Here is a 19,150-nt window from a genome sequence, read left to right as displayed (position 1 = left end):
ATGTTCGAACGCCTGATCCAATTCGCCATCGAGCAGCGCCTGGTGGTGATGCTGGCCGTGGTCCTGATGGCCGCGGTGGGTATCCACAGCTACCAGAAACTGCCGATCGACGCTGTACCGGACATCACCAACGTCCAGGTGCAGATCAACACCGCCGCCCCCGGCTACTCCCCGCTGGAAACCGAGCAGCGCATTACCTTTGCCATCGAGACGGCCATGGCTGGCCTGCCAGGGCTGAAACAGACCCGCTCGCTGTCGCGCTCGGGCCTGTCGCAGGTCACGGTGATTTTCGATGACGGTACCGACCTGTTCTTCGCCCGCCAGCTGGTCAACGAGCGCCTGCAAGTGGCCCGCGAGCAGTTGCCCGAGGGTATCGAGGCGGGCATGGGGCCGATTTCCACCGGCCTGGGCGAGATTTTCCTGTGGACCGTGGAAGCCGAACAGGGCGCCCTGAAGGAGGATGGCACGCCCTACACACCCACCGACCTGCGGGTGATCCAGGACTGGATCATCAAGCCGCAGCTGCGCAATGTGCCGGGGGTGGCCGAAGTGAACAGCATCGGCGGCCATGCCAAGCAGTACCTGATTGCACCGGAACCCAAGCGGCTGGCGGCCTACAAGCTCACCCTCAACGACCTGATCGGCGCGCTGGAACGCAACAACGCCAACGTGGGTGCCGGTTACATCGAGCGCAATGGCGAGCAGCTGCTGATCCGGGCGCCGGGCCAGGTGGCCTCGGCCGAAGACATCGCCAACATCGTCATATCCAGCGTGGACGGCACGCCGATCCGCGTCAGCCATGTGGCCGAGGTTGGCCTGGGTGAAGAGCTGCGTTCGGGCGCCGCCACCGAGAACGGCCGTGAAGTGGTGTTGGGCACGGTGTTCATGTTGATCGGCGAAAACAGCCGCACGGTGTCTCAGGCGGTGGCCGCCAAACTGGTCGAGATCAACCGCAACCTGCCCAAGGGCGTGGTGGCGGTAACAGTGTACGACCGCACCAACCTGGTCGAAAAAGCCATCGCCACGGTGAAGAAAAACCTGATTGAAGGCGCCATTCTGGTCATCGCCGTGCTGTTCCTGTTCCTGGGCAATATCCGCGCTGCGCTGATCACCGCCATGGTCATCCCGCTGTCGATGCTGTTCACCTTCACCGGCATGTTCAGCAACAAGGTCAGCGCCAACCTGATGAGCCTGGGCGCGCTGGATTTCGGCATCATCGTCGATGGCGCCGTGGTGATCGTGGAAAACGCCATCCGCCGCCTGGCCCACGCCCAGCAACGCCATGGCCGCATGCTGACCCGCAGCGAGCGCTTCCATGAGGTGTTTGCCGCCGCCCGCGAAGCGCGCCGGCCGCTGATTTACGGGCAACTGATCATCATGGTGGTTTACTTGCCGATCTTTGCCCTGACCGGGGTCGAGGGCAAGATGTTCCACCCCATGGCGTTTACCGTGGTCATGGCCCTGCTGGGTGCGATGATCCTCTCGGTTACCTTCGTGCCGGCAGCCATTGCCCTGTTCGTCACCGGCAAGGTCAAGGAGGAGGAAGGCCTGCTGATGCGCACGGCGCGCCAGCGCTATGCCCCGGTGCTGGCCTGGGTGCTGGGCCGGCGCAAGCTGGCGTTCGCGGCGGCTGGCACTTTGGTGCTGCTTTCCGGCGTAATGGCCAGCCGCATGGGCAGCGAGTTCATCCCCAGCCTCAGCGAGGGCGACTTTGCCTTGCAGGCCCTGCGCGTGCCGGGCACCAGCCTGTCGCAGTCGGTGGACATGCAACAGCGCCTGGAGCAGGCGATCATCGCCCAGGTGCCGGAAGTGGAGCGGGTATTCGCCCGCACCGGCACCGCCGAGATCGCCTCCGATCCGATGCCGCCGAACATTTCCGACGCCTACGTGATGTTGCGCCCACGCGAGCAATGGGCAGACCCGGGCAAGCCGCGTAACGAGCTGATTGCCGAAGTACAACGTGCGGCGGCCAGCGTACCGGGCAGCAACTACGAGCTGTCGCAGCCGATCCAGTTGCGCTTCAACGAGCTGATTTCCGGGGTGCGCAGCGATGTGGCGGTAAAGCTGTTCGGGGACGACATGGACGTGCTCAACCGCACCGCCGCGCAAATCGCCAGCAGCCTGCAGCGCGTGCCGGGTGCGTCTGAGGTGAAGGTTGAGCAGACCACCGGGCTGCCCGTGCTGACCATCGACATCGACCGTGACAAGGCTGCCCGCCATGGCCTGAACGTGGGTGACGTGCAGGACGCCATCGCCATCGCCGTAGGGGGGCGCACGGCAGGCACGCTGTATGAAGGTGACCGCCGCTTCGACATGGTGGTGCGCCTGCCCGAAACCTTGCGTACCGATGTGGACGGGTTGGGCAGCCTGCTGATTCCGGTGCCGGCCAGTGCCACAGCCGGCGCTGCGCAGATCGGCTTTATTCCGCTGTCGCAGGTGGCCACGCTGAACCTGCAGCTGGGGCCGAACCAGGTCAGCCGCGAGGATGGCAAGCGCGTGGTGGTGGTCAGTGCCAACGTGCGTGGGCGTGACCTGGGCTCGTTTGTCGAAGAGGCTGAACAGACGCTCATTGGCCAGGTTCAGATCCCGCCGGGCTACTGGACGCGCTGGGGTGGCCAGTTCGAGCAGCTGCAGTCGGCGGCCGAGCGCTTGCAGGTGGTGGTGCCGGTGGCATTGCTGCTGGTCATGGCATTGTTGCTGATGATGTTCAACAACCTCCGGGATGGCCTGCTGGTGTTCACCGGCATCCCGTTTGCCTTGACCGGTGGAGTGCTGGCGCTGTGGTTGCGGGACATTCCGCTGTCCATCTCGGCGGGCGTGGGGTTCATTGCGCTGTCAGGCGTGGCGGTGCTCAACGGGTTGGTGATGATTGCCTTCATCCGTGGGTTGCGCGAAGAAGGGCGCACCCTGCGAGCGGCCGTGGAAGAGGGCGCGCTGACGCGCTTGCGGCCAGTCCTGATGACCGCGCTGGTGGCGTCGCTGGGGTTCATTCCGATGGCCTTGGCAACGGGTACCGGGGCGGAGGTTCAGCGGCCGCTGGCGACGGTGGTGATTGGCGGGATTCTGTCGTCTACGGCGCTGACGTTGCTGGTGTTGCCGGCGTTGTATCAGTGGGCGTATCGGCGCGAAGAGGTGCAGGAGGGCTGAGACCCTGGGGCTGCAAAGCAGCCCCAAAAATCTCAGACGGTACTACGAACCCCCGGCCGCACGCCGTCTACCCCAACTTCATCATGCAACGAAATCCGCGAAGTCTCCGGCAACGCCAACCCCCCCACCAATGCCACCAGCGCAATCACCACCAGGTAAAACGCCGGTGCCAGGCTGCTGCCGGTCTGCCCGATCAGCCAGGTCGCCACCAACGGCGCGGTGCCGCCAAACAGCGTATAGGCCACATTGTAGGTAATCGCCGAAGCGGTATAGCGGGTGCGGGTAGGGAAGCTTTCCGACAGCAACGCTGCGGTAACTACACCACTGCACAACGCCCCCACCGCCAGCAAAATCACGCCGATCAGCGCGCCGGACATCGAGCCCGAGCTGGCCAGCCAGTACGCCGGGAACACGCACAGCATCACCCACAGGCAGGTAAAAGCGATGGTCTTGCGCCGCCCCACCCGGTCCGAGAACGCCCCGGCCAGTGGGCAGCCGATGGCGGCGAACAGCAACGCCACGGTGGTCACCAGCAGCGATTGCGCGCGGGTCAGGTTGCCCACCAGTTGCAGGTAGGTGGCAAAGTAGGTGGTGAACATGTAGAACGACAGTGCGGTCAACGAAATGAACGCCCCCAGGTTGCGAATGGCCCGGCCATGATTGCGCAGAGTTTCCTTGAGCGGCGAATGCTCGTGCTCTTTGCCCTGCGCGATGGCTTCACGGAATGCCGGGGTTTCTTCCATGCGCCAGCGCAGGTACAGGCCGACCAGCCCCAGCGGTGCAGCGATCAGGAACGGAATGCGCCAGCCCCAGGCATTCATCGCTTCGCTCGATAGGCTGGCCTCCAGGCCATAGGCAATGACCGCTGCACAGGCAAAGGCAGAAAAGGTCGAGACCGGCACGAAGCTGCCATAGAAGGCGCGCTTGTCATTGGGCGCGTGCTCCATCAGGTAGGCGCAGGCCCCGGCATATTCGCCGCCGGCCGAAAAACCCTGCAGGCAGCGCGCCAAGGTCAGCAACGCAGGTGCGGCCAAGCCGATGCTGGCGTAGGTCGGCAGCAGGCCGATCAGGGTGGTGGAGCCTGCCATCAGCAGAATGGTCAGCGACAGGATGCGCTTGCGCCCAAGGCGGTCGCCCAGCGCGCCGAACACGATCCCGCCCAGCGGGCGCAGGGCAAAGGCCACGGCAAATACTGCAAAGGTCTTGAGCAAGGCCACGCTGGCGTCTTCGCTGGCAAAGAACTGGCTGGCGATCAAGGTGGCGAGAAAGCCATAGACGGCGAAGTCGAACCACTCGACGAAATTGCCGATGGCCGAGGCGGCGATCACCCTGCGCAGGGTGGCGGGGGATACCTCATGAGGTGCGGACATGCGAGTGCTCTCCGGTTCCATTGGCAGGCATGATGAACGTGGCGCAGTCGGGCCGCGCCATCATTGTTATGCTTGCCAGTAGATCGCCGGGCGCTGGAGCGTGCTTTGTCGAGGGCGACCTCGGGATACCTGAATCAACCGCGAGTTGTTCGCAAGGCCGCACACAAGAGCCAATTCAGGCCGGGATGTTCATGCAAGACAGGCCATTGGCTCAGAAACGCATGTCCAGCGCCAGCTCGAAGGTGCGCGGCGGCCCCATGTAGTACTGGCTGTTGTAGGCCTGCTTGGCATACACCTCGTCGGTCAGGTTGCGCACCCGCCCGGTCAGCGTGGTGTGCTCGTCCAGCCGGTAGCGGGCGAACGCGCCAAACAGCGTGTAGGCGGGGGCCTTGAGGCTGTTGGCGTTGTCGGCATACACCGAACCCACGTAGCGCCCGTCCGCGCCCACCGACCACACCGACGACAGGCTGTAGGTCAGCCACAGGTTGGCGACATTGGCCGGTACGTTGGTCGGTGCATTGCCCTTACGCGAGACCGATACCCCGTTGACGGCCTCGTTGAATTCGTCGTACTGCGCATCGACGTAGGCATAGTTGGCTTCGGCCAGCAGTTTTGGCGTTACCTGCAGGCGCCCGGACAGCTCCACGCCGCGTGAAGTCTGCTGCCCCGCCTGGACCGTGAGGTTGGCGTCGTTCGAGTCGCGCACGGCAAAGTCCTTGCGCACGATCTGATACAGCGCCAGGGTGGCCGCACCGCGCCCGTCGAGGAAGTCGAACTTGCTGCCCACTTCCCATTGCTCACCCTTGGACAGGTCGAACAACCCCACATTGGAGTAGGTCGCGGCTGCCAGCGAGCCGGCGGGCAGGTCGGCCGAGGTGCTGTATTGCGCATACAGGCTGGCCGAAGGTGTCAGTGCATAGGTCAGGCCGATACGCCCGGACAGCGGCTCCCAGCGCCGTTCGAAATAGGCCGGCGAGGTGGGCGTCACGGCGCCGTAGTTGGTGACTTCCATGTCCAGGTAGTCGTAGCGCAAGGCGGTCAGCAGGGCCAGGCGCTCGGTGAGTTGCAGGCGGTTTTCGGCAAACACCGCACGGTTGATCACCTCGTGGCGACGTTGTTTGGTCAGGCCGGCATTCACCCCGGGGATGTCATCGAAACTGCCAGGGTTGAAGTGCTCGGCATCGACCACGTCGCTCCAGCTGCCCGAGGAGGGGTAGAGGGTCTGGCGCATGCGTGAGTATTCCAGCCCCAATGACCACTGGCTGGCCAGGCCGAACAGCTGGTTGTCGTGGCGCAGCTCGATGCGGTCGCCCAGCAGGTTCTGGTCGTGGCGCTGCAGGTAAGGGCTGCTGCGTTGCACCTGGCCAGTCGGGGTGTAGGCGTAGCGTTCAAGGTTGCGGTAGTCGCGTTGGGCGTTGTAATGGTACAGCGTGTTTTGCACGCTGGTGCTGTCGCTGACCTGGTAGTCGAGTATCGAGCGCAGCCAGCGTACGCGCTGCTCATAGCGACCGTCAGCAACGTTGTAGTTTTCGAAGCGGCGGCTGTTGTCGATCTTCATCGTGCTGCGCCCGGGCAGGATCGGCGAGCCCCAGTAGGGGCTGTCTTCGCGGTCTTCCTGATACTCCAGCGCCAGGGTGTGGGTGAGGTTGGGGGCCAGGTCGCTGAGCAGCGAAAAGGCCAGGCTGTCGGTGTGCCGTTCGTTGCGGTCGACGTAACCGTTGCCCTGCACGCGGCTGAAGTCCAGGCGCATGAAATGGCGGGCGTCAGCGGGGTTGCTGGCCAGCGCCTGGTTGATTCCGAACGCCACCTCGCTGTCGTCGAAACTGCCATAGCGGATACGCCCGTCAATGGTCTGCTGGTCGCGGCTGGCGAGTTTGGTGATGTAGTTGATCGAACCGCCCACGGCACCGGCACCATGCAGGAACGAAGACGGCCCGCCAATCAGCTCGACGCGGTCGAGCACCCAGGCATCCACTGGCCGGGTGGCGCTGCTGTAGCCCAGGTTGATGCCGTTGTACAACTGGGTGACCTGGTTCTGGGTAAAGCCACGGTAGGCAACGAAGCCGCCAAAGCCTGGGTTGGCCGAGGCGTTCACGCCGGTCATGGCGTTGATCACGTCCTGGCTGTCCTTGGCGCCGCGTTCTTCGATCAGGCGGCGGTCCGAGACGCTGACCGAGGCGGGTGTTTCCCGCGCCGTGAGGCCCAGGCGCGAGCCGGTGCGGATCGGTTCGTCCAGTTGCACACCGCTGGCGGCATCGCGTTCGCCGTCGATGGTGGTGGCGCCCAGTTCAACGGGAGCGATTTCGGCGCAGGCGAAGCTGCAGGTGCCCATCAGGAGCACCAGGGAGGTGTTACGAAGCATGTTGGTGTGTCTTCCACGCAAAGGTCATGGCTGACGGCGAGCGCGCACGCAGGCGTGCCCGGCTGACGTCAGGCGAAAGGCATTACACGACGGGGAAGGCGGTGGGGGAGGCGCGGGGGTTGAGGGCGGGGCGTTGATAGCGCGGTGGCGGTTGTGCCCAGCTGCGTACGACGATGGGCGAGGTGGCCACGGCTTGCGCCGGGGTGAACGACCAGCCGCCGCTGCTGAGCGGTACGGCCAGGCCGAACGAAGAGCACACCGGGCAGTCCAGCTGGGCCATGTGCTGGTCACCGCCGGCGCCGTCCAGGTCGATGGCCACGCCGTGTTCGCTGTTCACCGAGCAGAAGCCGCCCTCCAGCCCGGCCAGGCGCAGCCCGCCCATCTGGCCATGGTGCAGGCCGCACAGCAACAGGCTGAACAGGACGCTGGCGTAGAGCGTCCAGGCAGTCAGCGTGCGAGTGTGCCGGGTGGTTTTCATGGCGGCGAATCTACCATCCGGATGAACGGTCGGGTAGCTCTTTTGCTGCAAGATTCACGGGGCTGCTTTGCGCCCCCAAAAACTGTCAGGCTGCCCGCTCCAGCACATCCAGCAAATCGACAAACGCCAGCGCCAGTTTATGCCGTGGCGCCAGGTTACCGCCCCACAGGTCAGGCGATGACTACCCGATTGCGCCCCTCCTGCTTGGCCCGGTAAAGCGCGCGGTCAGCCTCGCTCAGTGTTTCCACAGGCTCACTGCCTGCCTCGCCATCCCAGCGCGCTACCCCCAGTGAAATTGTCACCGCCCCCACAGGTTCCAGCGGCGTATCCTGTACTGTAACCCGCAACCGTTCAGCCACCACCGCGGCCACCTCCAGGCTGGCCCCCGGCAGCATCATCAGGAACTCTTCGCCGCCGGTGCGGCAGAGCAGGTCCCCTTCACGGCAACAACGGCGCATCAGCTCGGCCAGCTGGCGCAGCGCCTGGTCGCCGACCTCGTGCCCATGGCTGTCATTGACCCGCTTGAAATGGTCGATGTCCAGCACGATGGCCGCAAATGCCCGTCCTTCGGCTTCCAGCAACGACAGGCTGAGTTCCAGGCTGCGGCGGTTGCCCAGGCCGGTCAGCGGGTCGGTCTGGGCATCACGGTCAAGCCTGCCGATGCGCTCGTGCAGCAGGTTCAGCCCGAATAACAGTGCGCGCTTGAGCTCGGCCGCCTCGAAGTACCAGGCGGGCACCCGGTGCAAGCGTTCGGCTGTACCGGCGCGGTCCATCGAACGGGCGCCGGCGGCCAGTTGCCAGAGTGGCCGGGCAATGGTCAGGGCCAGCCACCACAGCAGCACGCTGCCCACCAGCGCGAAGGGCGCGGAGGTGCCGATCACGTTGAGAATCAGGTGGCTCAGCGGCGTTACGGTCTGTGCCAACGGCTGCTGCGCCACCACGCCCCAGCCGGCGCTGGGCACGGTGGCGTACCCGGCCAGCATTTCCACGCCCTGGCTGTTGGTCAGTTGCCGAGTACCGCTGTCCAGTGTCGCCAGTTGGTCGACCAGCGCGTTGCCTTCCACCACGGTGCCTACTCGTTGGCTGTTGGGGTGATACAGCAGTCGGCGGTTGCGGTCGACCACATACAGGTACGAGCCGTCCTTGTAGAAGTGTTCGCCCAGCAGGCTGTTGAGGATGTTGCGTTCTCGCAGGTACAGGCTGCCCCCCACGTACCCGAGGTAACGGCCGTTGTCGTCGAAAATGGGGTGCGACAACACCACCACTAGGTTGTTGGCCGCCGACAGGTAGGGCGTGGAAACCAGAGGGCGGCGTTCGTGCAGTGCTTCCTGAGCACCCGGCGATTGCATGCGGGTGCCGACAAAGTGGCGTAGCGAGGCTGGAGAAATCGCCAGCAGCACGCCGTTGGCATCGATCACGAACGTGGAGTTGAAGGCCATGCTCTGGCCCAGTACACGGTCGGTCTCCACCTGCAGTGCTGCCGCGTCGCTCAACTGGTGGCCCTGCACGCCGGCGCTGAATGAAAGCTGCTGCAAGGCGTTGCCGATGAAGGTCTCGGTGATGGTTGCCAGTTTCGTCGCATACACCCGGTTGGCTTCCAGGGCGTGGTCGATCAGCAGCTGGCGCTGCACCCGGTAGCTGGCGAAATAGCTGGCGCACAGCATGACCAGGGCTGTAAGGGCGCAGAGCACCAGAATGAGTGTTCGTAGATCCAGGCGCAATCCGTGCTTGGCGTGTGGCAATCCTGACCTCGGGCTTTGAAAATAGCTAAGAAATGGAAACAGCCTTACGCGCTAGCGGGTGGACGGGTGTTGCATTCAGGAACCTGCCCTGTCCAGCGCATTCAGCTCGTCTTCCACCTGTTGCATGCGTCGCTCCACCAGCGCCTGCACCTTCACATCGCGGGCGGTTTCGCGCATCAGGGCAGTGAGCTTTTCGCTCAGACGCCTGCCGGCTTCGGTGTCTTCCAGCGCGCGGGCCTTGGCCGGGTCCTGGGTGGCTTCGACGATGGTGGCGAACTCGGCATCGCTGAAATTCTTCTCGCTGTAGAGGCGGAACAGGTCCTGGTGCTGGTCCTCGACGGTGAGGTACTTGCGCAGTACACCCTGGATAGTGGCTTGCGACAGCTGCGGGTGAGTGCGACCGAGCAGCGTGGCCATGCGCTCGATATTGTGCGTGTAGGCATCCTGCAGCGGTAGCTGGGCGAGGATCTGTTCTTCACGGGTTGGCTTCTGGTCGCAGGCGGTAAGGGCGGCAGTCAGCAGCAGGGGCAACAGCAACTTCTGGAAGCGAGGCATGGCATGGCCTGGTCTGGTCTGGCAGTGAAGACTGCCGATTATACCGATGTCCGCATAGCCGCGACGAGCCCCGTTATTTGCCTTGATCGGCACGCTGGTGTAGAACCCAGCCCTCCAACCATTGCCAGCAGCCCCATGCCAAACCGGACCCTGCAACCTGTCGCGCGCGTCGCCATTGCCGAAGTCGTGGCGTTTGTCGAAAGCGCTCGCCGCGAGCTGTTCCCGATGCTTGTCGCGGCACCCTTGCCGCACGACCTTGCGCACTTTGCCGAAACCTACCTGGACGGCGCGGGCTGCTTTCTTGAAGCCCGCGATGACGGTCGGCTGGTCGCCGTGATCGGCTATGTGCCCTATGACCATCGTTTTGCCCAGCTTGACTATCACGCTGAGCGAGTAGTGGAGGTGGTGCGCCTGTTCGTGCTGCCGGCCTATCGCAGGCAGGGTCTGGCGGGCGCGTTGTTCAGTGCATTGCGCGAGCAGGCGGTGCAGGCAGGTATCGACTGCCTGTACCTGCATACGCATCCGTTTCTCCCGGGGGCGATTGCGTTCTGGGAGCGGCATGGGTTTGCGGTGGTGGACGTGGAGCAAGACCCGGTCTGGCAGACCACGCACATGCAGCTGCGGCTGCGCTGATTTGTGGGAAAGCGCCTACAACGGCCTTTTCGGCGTGATCGACGCGTTCATTTTCAGGGCTGCCCGGCTTGCTTACCTTCCCTCATGCAAGGCTTTTTCACTGCACTGAGGGAGACTCACGATGCCACACATGGCCCTGTACAAACTTAAACTGCTGGACGAGTTCGAGGACCGCAGCGACTTGTGGACCTTCGGCGATTTCGAGAACAGGTTGATGGACTTGTGGCGTGGCGCGACGCGGCATGATGCCAAAGGCATCATCAATGCGGCGCACAAGGAACGGCGCTGGCCGAGGACGGTGAAGCGCTACCTGCTGACCAATTACCGGGTATTTGGCAATGTCAGTTCGGAGCTTGAGCAGACGTTTGCCGAGGTATTGGCGACGATGAGTGTGCAAGAACGGGCGGAGTGGGGCTTGCTGCCTGCTGCCGGCACGGTTGCCTGACAGAACCTGGGGCTGCCCGGCAGCCCCGATTCAGGCAATGCAGCCATCAGAACCCACCCGACAACGGCCACTCCACCGCGAGGCGTATCTGGTCACCATCCAGCTCGGCCTGCGCCGTGTTCCCCCGGTGCACGTTATGTCGCAGCGAGAACGTGGTGCCCTTGGCCTTGCCACTCTGCACCACATACCGCGCCTCCAGGTCGCGTTCCCAATGTTTGCCACCCTTGCCATATCCCAGGTACGCATACCCGCCAGTCGGGTCGACATGCGTGCCGTCGATATCGAACCCGCGCACGTACAGCGCCGTCAGGTTCAGCCCTGGCACCCCATAGGCCCCCAAGTTCAGGTCATAGCGTGCCTGCCATGACTTCTCGTTCGGTGCGTTGAAGTCCGACATCTGCACCGCGTTGGCAATGAAGATCGCACCCCGCGTGACGTAGTCGAAGGGCGTATTTCCGTCCACTTGCTGCCAGCCCAGGCTGAACCCGTGCGGCCCTTGGTTGTAACGCGAGACCAGGCTCCAGGTGGTGTTGTCGATACGCCCGGACAGCGCCTTGCCGGTGTCGGTGGTGCGGTACAGGTTGAGGTCCAGGCTGACGCTGCGGCGGTTATCCAGCACATGGCTGAGGGTGCTGCCCAGGTAATGCTGGTTCCAGCTGTCCTCGTAGCGCGAGGTGTAGAGGCTGCCGCTGAAGCTGGCGCCCGGGTTCCAGACCACGCCGGCCAGGTCGAAGCTGTTGCCCTGTTTGCTATTGGAGTAGTTCACCACAAAGCCCTGATCGTGGCTTGTGGCATTGCGGTCGGTGCTCTCGTTGAAGTGCCCGGCCACCAGCTTGAGCGTGTCGAAGTCGTTGCTGGTAAGGAAGAATCCGGTGGCAGTTTCGGGTAACAGGCGGCTGTCGGAAGAGCTGAACACCGGGGTCTTGACCCGCTGCTCACCGTAGGCCAACACGATATTGGCCATGCGCAGTTTCAATGCCGCGCCTGCGCGGCTGTACTCGTTCTTTGGGTGCCCGTCGTTATCGACCCCCAGCAAGCGCGCTTTGCCCGCACGCCCGCCGCCACTGTCGAGTTGCACGCCCAGGTAGGCGTGGGCATCGACGCCGACACCCACCAGGCCTTGGGTAAAGCCAGACTGGAAGGTGCCCATCAAACCGTAGGCCCATTCTTCAGCCTTGCCACTGCGTTCGCTGCGTGGTTTGTAGGCATTGCGCGCGGAACTGTTGCGCCCGCCATGCGTGTAGTCGCGCTGGTCGAACACGCTGCGGTTGAGGATGCTCCAGCTGCCATCCTCCACAAAACCGTTGCTTTGCGACTGTGCAGAGTCGGCCTGGGCGAACGGCGCCAGCCCCAGCAGTGGCAGCGCCAACAACAACCGGCTCATTGCACGGCCTCAAGCTTCTGCAACTGGGCAGCAAAGCGGGCCTTGGCCCGGGCCGGCAAGTTGGCGGGCAGTTCGGGAGCCGATGCGTCACCGACCTGGATGACCATCACCATGCCCATCGCCAGGTGCGGAATACACTGGATGCCGTACACGCCCGGCACGCTGAAGGTTTGTTCGAACGGCTGGTTCAGCTTGCTCTTGAAGGGCTTGGCCCCGGTGGGCAGCAGGCCTGCCACGCTGGCCGCATTGTGCCCGTTCTGGGTGGGCAGGAAGCGCACGGTGTCGCCGGGCGCGATGCGCAAGTGGGCCGGCTCGTAAACCATCGCGCCTTCGCTGCCACGGTTGAGCATTTTCACTTCGTGCACGTCGGCCAGCGCGGCCGGGGCGAGCAGGGTGCTGGCAAGCAGCAAAGCGAGAGGACGCAGCGGCATCGGTAGAACTTCCTGGTTCAGGGGGCGCGAAAGCGCAGGATGCGCGCGCCGTCGAAGGGGTCGGTAAGGTAATGGGCGTGAACGCCGAAGGTGTTCAGCAGGCGCTCGGGGGTGAGCACTTCAAGGGGGGTGCCCAGGGCGACCAGGTGCCCTTTGTCGAGTACTGCCACGCGGTCACAGGTGAGTGCCTGGTTGAGGTCGTGCAGCGCTACCAATGTGGTGACCGGCAGGGCCTGGACCTGTTGCAGCAGGCTCAGCTGGTGCTGGATGTCCAGGTGGTTGGTCGGCTCGTCCAGCAGGAGTACTTGTGGCCGTTGCGCCAGGGCGCGGGCGATGTGCACGCGCTGGCGCTCGCCACCGGACAATGAGCCCCAAAGCCGTGTGCGCAGGTGCAGGGCGTCGAGGTCAGCCAGCGCCTGCTCGACGATGGCGCGGTCCACTTGCGAGAACGGTGCCAGTGCCGAGAGCCAAGGTGTACGGCCCAAGGCCACGGCATCGAACACGCGGATTGCATCGAGGGTGTCGGCCTGTTGTTCGACCAGTGCCAGGGCCTGCGCCACACGGCGGCGGGGCAGCTGTGCCAGTGGTTCACCCAACAGTTGCACGCTGCCGCTGGCCGGCTTGCGCAGCCCGGCCAGCAACTTGAGCAGCGAAGACTTGCCTGAGCCGTTAGGGCCGACAATGCCGAGCGTTTCGCCCGCGACAACGTTCAGCTCGATACCGCTGAGCACGGTATTGCCGGCCAGTTGCAACCCCAGGCCCTGGCAACTCAGCGGCGAAATCTGTACAGCGGTCATGACGGTCATGAGCGCCCCCGGCGGCTGACCAGAATCAGCGCGAAGACCGGTGCCCCGATCAGTGCGGTGACCACCCCCACAGGGATCACCTGGCCCGCAATCAAGGTGCGTGAAAGCACGTCGGCGGTAATCAGGAACAGCGCGCCGCCCAGTGCGCTGGCTGGCAGCAGGCGGCTGTGCCCGGGGCCGAGCAGCAGGCGCAGGGCGTGGGGAATCACCAGCCCAACAAAACCGATGGCACCGACGATGGACACCATGACCGCCGTCACCAGCGCCGCGCAGCTGATCAGCAGTAGCTGGGTGCGCCGCACCGGTATGCCCAGCGAAGCAGCCGAATCGGCGCCGAAGGTAAAAGCATCCAGCGCGCGGCGGTGCAACAGGCACACCACCAGGCCGAACAGTGCCACCGGCACGGCCAGCCACACCGATGGCCAACGCACCCCGCTGAGGTTGCCCATCAGCCAGAACAGGATGCCGCGTGCTTGTTCGGCAGTGGCCGACTTGGTAATCAGAAAGGCAGTTAGCGCGTTGAACAGTTGTGAGCCGGCAATGCCGGCAAGGATGACCTGGGCGTTGTTGTTGCCGGGCCCGGCCGCGCGGGCCAGTACCAGTACAAGGGTGAATGCGGCCAGTGCGCCGATGAACGCCCCGGCGGACATGCTCAATGCCAGGCCACCCAGCCCCAGCAGGCCGACCAGCACCGCCCCGGTCGAGGCGCCGGCAGACAACCCCAGCAGATAAGGCTCGGCCAAGGGGTTGCGCAACAGCGCCTGGAGGATCACGCCACACGTCGCCAGGCCGGCACCGCAAGCAGCGGCGACCAGGGTGCGGGTAAGGCGGTAATTCCAGACGATGCCGGCGTCGATCGGGTCGACCGGGTAGCCGGCCTGCCACAGGTGGTTGGCCAGCACCTGGCCAACCACACGGGGCGACAGGTTGGTTTCGCCAATGGCGGTGCCGGCCAGCAAGGCGGCCAGCAGGGCTGCAAGGGCGACCGCGATGCAAGGTAACAGGCGAATCATCACTGGGCTGCTTTACCGCTGGCAAAGGCTGCAGACAACGTCTGCAGGCCGCTGAAAAGGCGGATGCCGGCCTGCATGGCATCGGCGTCGAGGATGATGATGCGGTCATGCTTTACCGCGTCCATGTTGCGGGTAACCGGGTCGTTACGCAGGAATTCGAGCTTTTTCTGGTAGTCGTCGGCGGGGAAGCGGCGACGGTCCATGCGCGCGATGATCAGCCAGGTGGGGTTGGCCTTGGCCAAGGTTTCCCAGCCTACGGTGGGCCATTCCTCCGTGGACTCGACCACGTTGCGCACGCCCAGGGTGCGCAGCATGAAGTCGGCGACGCCTTGGCGGCCGGCCACGTACGGGTCGATGTCGAGGTCGGCGCTGGAGAACCAGAACAGTGCCGAGGTGGCGGACAGGTCCTTGCCCGCCAGTTGTGCCTTGGCGCTGTCCAGGCGGCCTTTGAGCTCGGCATTCAGGGCAGTGCCGCGGTCTTGCACATCGAAGATCTCGGCCAGTTGGCTGACGCTCTTGTAGATGCTGCCTACCTGGAACGCTTGCAGGCGAGTACCGTCGGCGCCGACCAGGTTGTCCTTGCCTTCGCAGTCCGAAGGCAGCAGGTAGGTGGGTATCTGCAGTTCGTCGAACTGTTCGCGGGTGCCGACCACACCCTGTGCGCCGACCATCCATTCGAACTGTACCGCCACCAGTTGCGGGCGCTTGCCTACGACGGCCTCGAAGCTCGGGTCGTTGTCAGCCAGGCGCGGCACTTTGTCGTTCTGCTCCTTGTATTCGGGCAGTACGTTGTTGAACCACAACGAGGTGCCCGCCAGTTTGTCACCCAGGCCCAGTGCGTAGAGCATTTCAGTGCCGGCCTGGCCGATGGTGACGGCGCGTTGCGGCGCCTGGGCGAATGTCTGCGGCCTGCCGCAATTCTCGACTGTAAGCGGGTAATGGGTGGCGGCGGCCTGGGCCAGGCCAGTGAGGCCGAGGCCGGCGAGCAGGGTGGCGAAACGGGGCAGCATGCTGGGCGATCTCCTATCGGACAGTTCGGGTGAGGAACGCACGGACAGGCATCGCCGCGCCCCGCCGTTGGCAGGGGCAACACGGATGGCCAATCCCGGACACCCCGCCGGTTGGTATAGGTAGGCCGGCAGGTCTCCTGACTGGTGCGTCATGGCCAGGCTCCAGCCTTCCCGGGCAGTTACGCCCAGTGGCATCGATGGAGCAGGCTCGGCACCTACAGTTGCGGGGGCAGTTCCGTTTGGCCCGTGTTGGCGGGCCTGGGATTCCCTATTAATTCCGTGGTGGAAACCGGCGGCCCGCATGGTAGACCATCACGCCGCCGGGTGAAAACGCTTTTCAGAAGTACTTCAGCCAGGTGATGTCGCGACGGCGCGCTTTCAGGCGGGCGAACTTGCGCACCGGCAGGTACAGCGACGCGGCCAGCAGGATGGCGCTCAGCCACACAGCGGCGATGCCCTCGAAACCGAAATAGTCGCCATGGTTGAGGCCGAACAGCGCCACGCTGGCCAGGTACAGCAGCTTCAGCACGTACAGGTGCAGCAGGTAGAAGAACATCGGCGCAGCGCCAAACACCGCCAGCACGCTGATCCAGCGGGCCTGGCCGGCGCGTTCGAAGGCGCGCAGCAACAGCAGGCCGCAGCCCAGGGTCAGGGCCAGGAACAGCAGTGACGGCGGGTATTTGGTGATGTTGAAGAAGCTCATCAGGGTTTGCGTGAAGGTTGGGTAGCCGCTCCAGGGCGCCTCGCCATAGCCGTTGAACATACGCAACACGGCAAAGCCCAGCAACGCGACCAGCCCTGTCAGCAGCAGGCGGTGCTGACGCTGGTCGGCCTCGCTGCCACGGGCGAACCACGGGCCTAGGCCGTAGCCCAGGGCGATGACGCCGATCCACGGCAGCACCGGGTAGGACGTGCGCAGGCGCAGGGTGTCGGAAAACGCCAGCCAACCACGGTCATGCAGGATCGCCCACGGCACATGCAAGGCCGATTCCACGCCGAAGTGCAGGCCATCGAGCAGGTTGTGGCCGGCGACGATGGCTGCGCCCAGGGCGAGCAGGGCGGCGCGTGGCAGCCATACCAGCAGCGACAGGGCGATCATGCTGATGCCAATGGCCCAGATGACTTGCAGGTAGATGACGCTGGGCGGCAGCTGAAAGGTCCAGGCGAAGTTGACCAGGGTGAACTCCAGCGCCACCAGAAACAGCCCGCGTTTGAACAGGAACGCCGACACATCGCCACGGCCCTGATGCTTTTCGCCGTACAGCCAGGCCGACAGGCCGGTCAGCAGGACGAACACCGGCGCACAGAGGTGGGCCAGCGTGCGGCTGATGAACAGCGACGGCTCGGTGGTGTCGATGGCCATCGGGTCGCTAACCTGACGGTGCAGGAAGAAGGTTTCGCGGACGTGATCCAGGAGCATGAACAGGCTCACCAGGCCGCGCAGGGCGTCGATGCTCTGCAGGCGCTGGGTGAGCAGGGTGGGGGTGGCGCTGGCGCTTGTCATGGAGGGTCGCTGATAGGAATGAATGTCATGTGAAACGTTATCTTATAACTAATTGGTCAGCGGTTGGTAGAGGTTTTTGTGTTGCCTGCTCCGGCTTCTTCGCGGGCACAGGCAACTCAATCAGAAGCTGTAATCCACCGTCGCAAAATACGACCGTGGCATCCCCATCAACCACTGCTGCCCACTGAACGCCGACTGCACATACTCCCGGTCGAACAGGTTGTTCAACTGCAACCCCAGCCGCACATCCGGCAGCACCTGCCAGGCAACATTGGCATCCACCACGGTGTACCCAGGCGCGCTCTGGGTATTGGCAGTATTGGCAAAGCGCTCATCCACATAACGCGCACCAATGCCGGCCTCCACTTGCTGCCCGAAGCCTTTGCTCAGCCACAGGTTGGCAGTACGCCGTGGCACATTGGCCGGCCGATTGCCCGCACGGTCCTGCGCTGCTCCACCGACCATTTCGTCAAAGTCATCATACTTGGCGCGCACCAGCGACGCGTTCGCCGACACCTGCCATTGATGCGCCAGCGCCAGTTCCAGGGTCGCTTCCAGGCCATCGGACGTCTGCTGTCCGGCCTGCTGCTTCTCGTGGGTGATCGGGTCGTCCACCAGCAGCTTCTTCTTGACGATGTGGTAGGCCGCCAACGTCCATTCACCGCGACCGTCCCAGAAACGTTGCTTCAGGCCCACCTCGGTCTGCTTCGCTTCGGTCAGCTCATAGTGCATCTGGGCCGGGCTGAGGCTGATGAGATTGTTCACCCCGTCCTCGCTGGTGGAGTACTGGCCGTACAGCGACAGGTCGTCGGTAAACGCATACACCAGGCCGGCGCGCCAGTTGCCGCCTTGCAGGCTGTGGTCGCTGCGGCTGCCATCGATCAGGTTGTCGCGGTCGATGTGGTTCTGGTCGCGGCGCACGCCCGTGACCAACGACAACCGATCGCTCAGCTGCAGGCGGTTCTCGGCGAACAAGGCAAAGGTGTGGGTGGTGGACAAGGTTTGCGGGCGCAGGGGCGAGGCGCTGTGGAACCACCCAGGGTGCGGCTGCCACGGGTGGATGTAGTCGCCGCCCAGATCGTTGTAGGGGGCATTGCTGTCAACGTTGAAACGCACCTTGTTGTACTCGGCGCCGACCACGGTCTTGCTGGCCAGGCCGAACAGGGTGTGGTCGAAGGTGAAGGTCTGGCGGTCGCCGAACTGCTCCTGGTTGTGCTTGATCTCCAGGTAGCTGCCGCGTTGCAACTGCTGGCGTTCGGCGTCCCAGCTGTAGTCTTCGGCGTTGCGCCAGTGGCGGCGGCTCTTGATGTAGTACAGCTGGTTGCTGGCGCTGAGGTGGTCGTTCAGCGTCCAGTCGGTGTTCAGCCGGGTCCATTCATCGACGTAGTGCTGCACGTCGTTCTGCACGTTGTAGTTTTTTTTGCGCAGGCTGCTGCGGTAGTGGCCATCGATCAGTGGCGTGCCGTAGTAGTTGGCGGGTTGCGCATCGCCACGGTCGTGGGCGAGGGTGAAACTGAGGTCGTCGCTGGCATCGAAACGCAGCGCGGCGCTCAGGGCCAGGCTGCGCGAAGGGGTGCGGTCGACCCAGCCATTGCCCCCTTGTTGGTTCAGGGTCAGGCGGTAGCTCAGGCGTTCGCTGAGGCTGCCACCGCTGTCCAGGCCGAGCTGCTGGCGGTCCCACGAACCGTAACCCAGGCGCAGGTGGTTACGCACTTCGCCGGCAAACGGCTTTTTCGGGATTACGTTGACCACCGCACCGGTGGCGCCCTCGCCATGCAGCACCGAAGCCGGGCCGCGAATCACGTCGATGCGCTCGACCATCCACGGGTCGACCGGGAAGGTCTGGGTGCCGGCACCGGTGTACAGCCGTGCGCCGTCGAACAGGGTCATCACCGAGCTGTGCCCGGCAAAGCCGCGAGCAGAAAGGCCCGTGCCGCCGTCGCCCGGGGAGCCGACGAAGGTGATGCCCGGCGAACGGGTCACGGCGTCCTGCACCGTGAGGTTGTTGCGCTGCTGGATCTGCTCGGTGCTGATGCTACTGGTGCTGGCCGGCGTCTCCAGGGCGTTGAGGCCAAGGCGCGAGCCGGCCTGGGTCGGCGTGACCAGGTCGATAGCGTGGTTGTCGAGGGTGTCGGTAATGGCCGTGGTGGGCAGGGCCAGGGGTTGTCGGTCCTGGTCATCGGCCAGGGCTGGCAGGGCGACGGCCAGGCAGGCCGCCAGGGGGTGAAGCTTGAACATACGGGACATGTCGTTCCACTGCTGCAGGAATG

At 64.3% G+C, this 19,150-nt stretch carries 15 protein-coding genes and 1 riboswitch; of the genes, 3 read left to right on the top strand and 12 right to left on the bottom strand.

Going from position 1 to position 19,150, the window contains the following annotated elements; translation table 11 throughout:
• Entirely contained in the window at positions 1-3,147 is a 3,147-nt protein-coding gene (locus D906_RS22055) for an efflux RND transporter permease subunit (RefSeq protein WP_027615719.1), read from the top strand.
• Positions 3,148-3,179: 32 nt separating this feature from the next.
• On the opposite strand, the gene D906_RS22050 is transcribed toward D906_RS22055, so the two are convergent.
• The 5 genes from D906_RS22050 to D906_RS22030 form a co-directional block, all read right to left on the bottom strand.
• Positions 3,180-4,517, bottom strand: coding sequence for an MFS transporter (locus D906_RS22050; RefSeq protein ID WP_019098421.1), 1,338 nt, complete (start codon positions 4,515-4,517; stop codon positions 3,180-3,182).
• 211 nt (positions 4,518-4,728) lie between these two features.
• Positions 4,729-6,879, bottom strand: a complete 2,151-nt coding sequence (locus tag D906_RS22045; protein ID WP_027615718.1) for a TonB-dependent siderophore receptor — start codon at positions 6,877-6,879, stop codon at positions 4,729-4,731.
• A gap of 82 nt (positions 6,880-6,961) precedes the next feature.
• Positions 6,962-7,357 (bottom strand): DUF2946 domain-containing protein, encoded by a 396-nt coding sequence (locus tag D906_RS22040; RefSeq protein WP_019098423.1) that lies wholly within the window; start codon positions 7,355-7,357, stop codon positions 6,962-6,964.
• Between the two features lie 170 nt (positions 7,358-7,527).
• The gene (locus D906_RS22035; RefSeq protein WP_027609709.1) at positions 7,528-9,099 is read right to left on the bottom strand and encodes a sensor domain-containing diguanylate cyclase; all 1,572 of its coding nucleotides are present in this window, start codon (positions 9,097-9,099) and stop codon (positions 7,528-7,530) included.
• 75 nt (positions 9,100-9,174) lie between these two features.
• Positions 9,175-9,654 carry a hypothetical protein gene (locus tag D906_RS22030; RefSeq protein ID WP_016714667.1) on the bottom strand — a complete coding sequence of 160 codons (480 nt, stop codon included), beginning with the start codon at positions 9,652-9,654 and terminating at the stop codon, positions 9,175-9,177.
• Positions 9,655-9,789: 135 nt separating this feature from the next.
• Here D906_RS22030 and D906_RS22025 point away from each other — a divergent pair, with 135 nt between their 5' ends.
• On the top strand, positions 9,790-10,287 hold the full coding sequence (locus tag D906_RS22025) for a GNAT family N-acetyltransferase (RefSeq protein WP_019098425.1): 498 nt from the start codon (positions 9,790-9,792) through the stop codon (positions 10,285-10,287).
• A 121-nt stretch (positions 10,288-10,408) separates the two neighbouring features.
• On the top strand, positions 10,409-10,732 hold the full coding sequence (locus D906_RS22020; RefSeq protein ID WP_016714665.1) for a hypothetical protein: 324 nt from the start codon (positions 10,409-10,411) through the stop codon (positions 10,730-10,732).
• Positions 10,733-10,778: 46 nt separating this feature from the next.
• On the opposite strand, the gene D906_RS22015 is transcribed toward D906_RS22020, so the two are convergent.
• The 7 genes from D906_RS22015 to D906_RS21985 all read right to left on the bottom strand — a co-directional run bounded on the left by D906_RS22015 (position 10,779) and on the right by D906_RS21985 (position 19,127).
• Positions 10,779-12,116, bottom strand: coding sequence for an OprD family porin (locus D906_RS22015; RefSeq protein WP_027609708.1), 1,338 nt, complete (start codon positions 12,114-12,116; stop codon positions 10,779-10,781).
• Positions 12,113-12,547 carry a pseudoazurin gene (locus tag D906_RS22010; protein WP_025754368.1) on the bottom strand — a complete coding sequence of 145 codons (435 nt, stop codon included), beginning with the start codon at positions 12,545-12,547 and terminating at the stop codon, positions 12,113-12,115. Before D906_RS22010 ends, D906_RS22015 begins: the two co-directional genes overlap by 4 nt.
• Before the next feature lie 17 nt (positions 12,548-12,564).
• Positions 12,565-13,353, bottom strand: coding sequence for an ABC transporter ATP-binding protein (locus D906_RS22005; protein ID WP_025754367.1), 789 nt, complete (start codon positions 13,351-13,353; stop codon positions 12,565-12,567).
• Positions 13,350-14,366, bottom strand: a complete 1,017-nt coding sequence (locus D906_RS22000; protein WP_025754366.1) for an iron ABC transporter permease — start codon at positions 14,364-14,366, stop codon at positions 13,350-13,352. Before D906_RS22000 ends, D906_RS22005 begins: the two co-directional genes overlap by 4 nt.
• Positions 14,366-15,376, bottom strand: coding sequence for an ABC transporter substrate-binding protein (locus D906_RS21995; protein WP_019098430.1), 1,011 nt, complete (start codon positions 15,374-15,376; stop codon positions 14,366-14,368). Before D906_RS21995 ends, D906_RS22000 begins: the two co-directional genes overlap by 1 nt.
• 109 nt (positions 15,377-15,485) lie before the next feature.
• A riboswitch (cobalamin riboswitch) is annotated at positions 15,486-15,685 on the bottom strand.
• 28 nt (positions 15,686-15,713) lie between these two features.
• A complete protein-coding gene (locus D906_RS21990) occupies positions 15,714-16,880 on the bottom strand; it encodes a DUF1624 domain-containing protein (RefSeq protein WP_027615717.1) in 1,167 nt (388 codons plus the stop codon).
• Between the two features lie 120 nt (positions 16,881-17,000).
• Positions 17,001-19,127, bottom strand: a complete 2,127-nt coding sequence (locus tag D906_RS21985) for a TonB-dependent siderophore receptor (protein WP_027615716.1) — start codon at positions 19,125-19,127, stop codon at positions 17,001-17,003.
• Between the last annotated feature and the right edge of the window lie 23 nt (positions 19,128-19,150).

The sequence above is a fragment of the Pseudomonas sp. LAIL14HWK12:I1 genome (genome assembly GCF_003202095.1).
Classification (GTDB): domain Bacteria; phylum Pseudomonadota; class Gammaproteobacteria; order Pseudomonadales; family Pseudomonadaceae; genus Aquipseudomonas; species Aquipseudomonas monteilii.
The sequence above is the reverse complement of the archived record's forward strand: the minus strand, read 5'-3'. Positions and strand labels throughout refer to the sequence as shown.

Coding starts and splice junctions, on each gene's coding strand:
- D906_RS22000 (WP_025754366.1), bottom strand. CDS start 14,366: ATGATTCGCCTGTTACCTTGCATCGCGGTCGCCCTTGCAGCCCTGCTG.
- D906_RS22025 (WP_019098425.1), top strand. CDS start 9,790: ATGCCAAACCGGACCCTGCAACCTGTCGCGCGCGTCGCCATTGCCGAA.
- D906_RS22055 (WP_027615719.1), top strand. CDS start 1: ATGTTCGAACGCCTGATCCAATTCGCCATCGAGCAGCGCCTGGTGGTG.
- D906_RS22030 (WP_016714667.1), bottom strand. CDS start 9,654: ATGCCTCGCTTCCAGAAGTTGCTGTTGCCCCTGCTGCTGACTGCCGCC.
- D906_RS22050 (WP_019098421.1), bottom strand. CDS start 4,517: ATGTCCGCACCTCATGAGGTATCCCCCGCCACCCTGCGCAGGGTGATC.
- D906_RS22010 (WP_025754368.1), bottom strand. CDS start 12,547: ATGCCGCTGCGTCCTCTCGCTTTGCTGCTTGCCAGCACCCTGCTCGCC.
- D906_RS21990 (WP_027615717.1), bottom strand. CDS start 16,880: ATGACAAGCGCCAGCGCCACCCCCACCCTGCTCACCCAGCGCCTGCAG.
- D906_RS21995 (WP_019098430.1), bottom strand. CDS start 15,376: ATGCTGCCCCGTTTCGCCACCCTGCTCGCCGGCCTCGGCCTCACTGGC.
- D906_RS22045 (WP_027615718.1), bottom strand. CDS start 6,879: ATGCTTCGTAACACCTCCCTGGTGCTCCTGATGGGCACCTGCAGCTTC.
- D906_RS22005 (WP_025754367.1), bottom strand. CDS start 13,353: ATGACCGTCATGACCGCTGTACAGATTTCGCCGCTGAGTTGCCAGGGC.
- D906_RS22020 (WP_016714665.1), top strand. CDS start 10,409: ATGCCACACATGGCCCTGTACAAACTTAAACTGCTGGACGAGTTCGAG.
- D906_RS22015 (WP_027609708.1), bottom strand. CDS start 12,116: ATGAGCCGGTTGTTGTTGGCGCTGCCACTGCTGGGGCTGGCGCCGTTC.
- D906_RS21985 (WP_027615716.1), bottom strand. CDS start 19,127: ATGTCCCGTATGTTCAAGCTTCACCCCCTGGCGGCCTGCCTGGCCGTC.
- D906_RS22040 (WP_019098423.1), bottom strand. CDS start 7,357: ATGAAAACCACCCGGCACACTCGCACGCTGACTGCCTGGACGCTCTAC.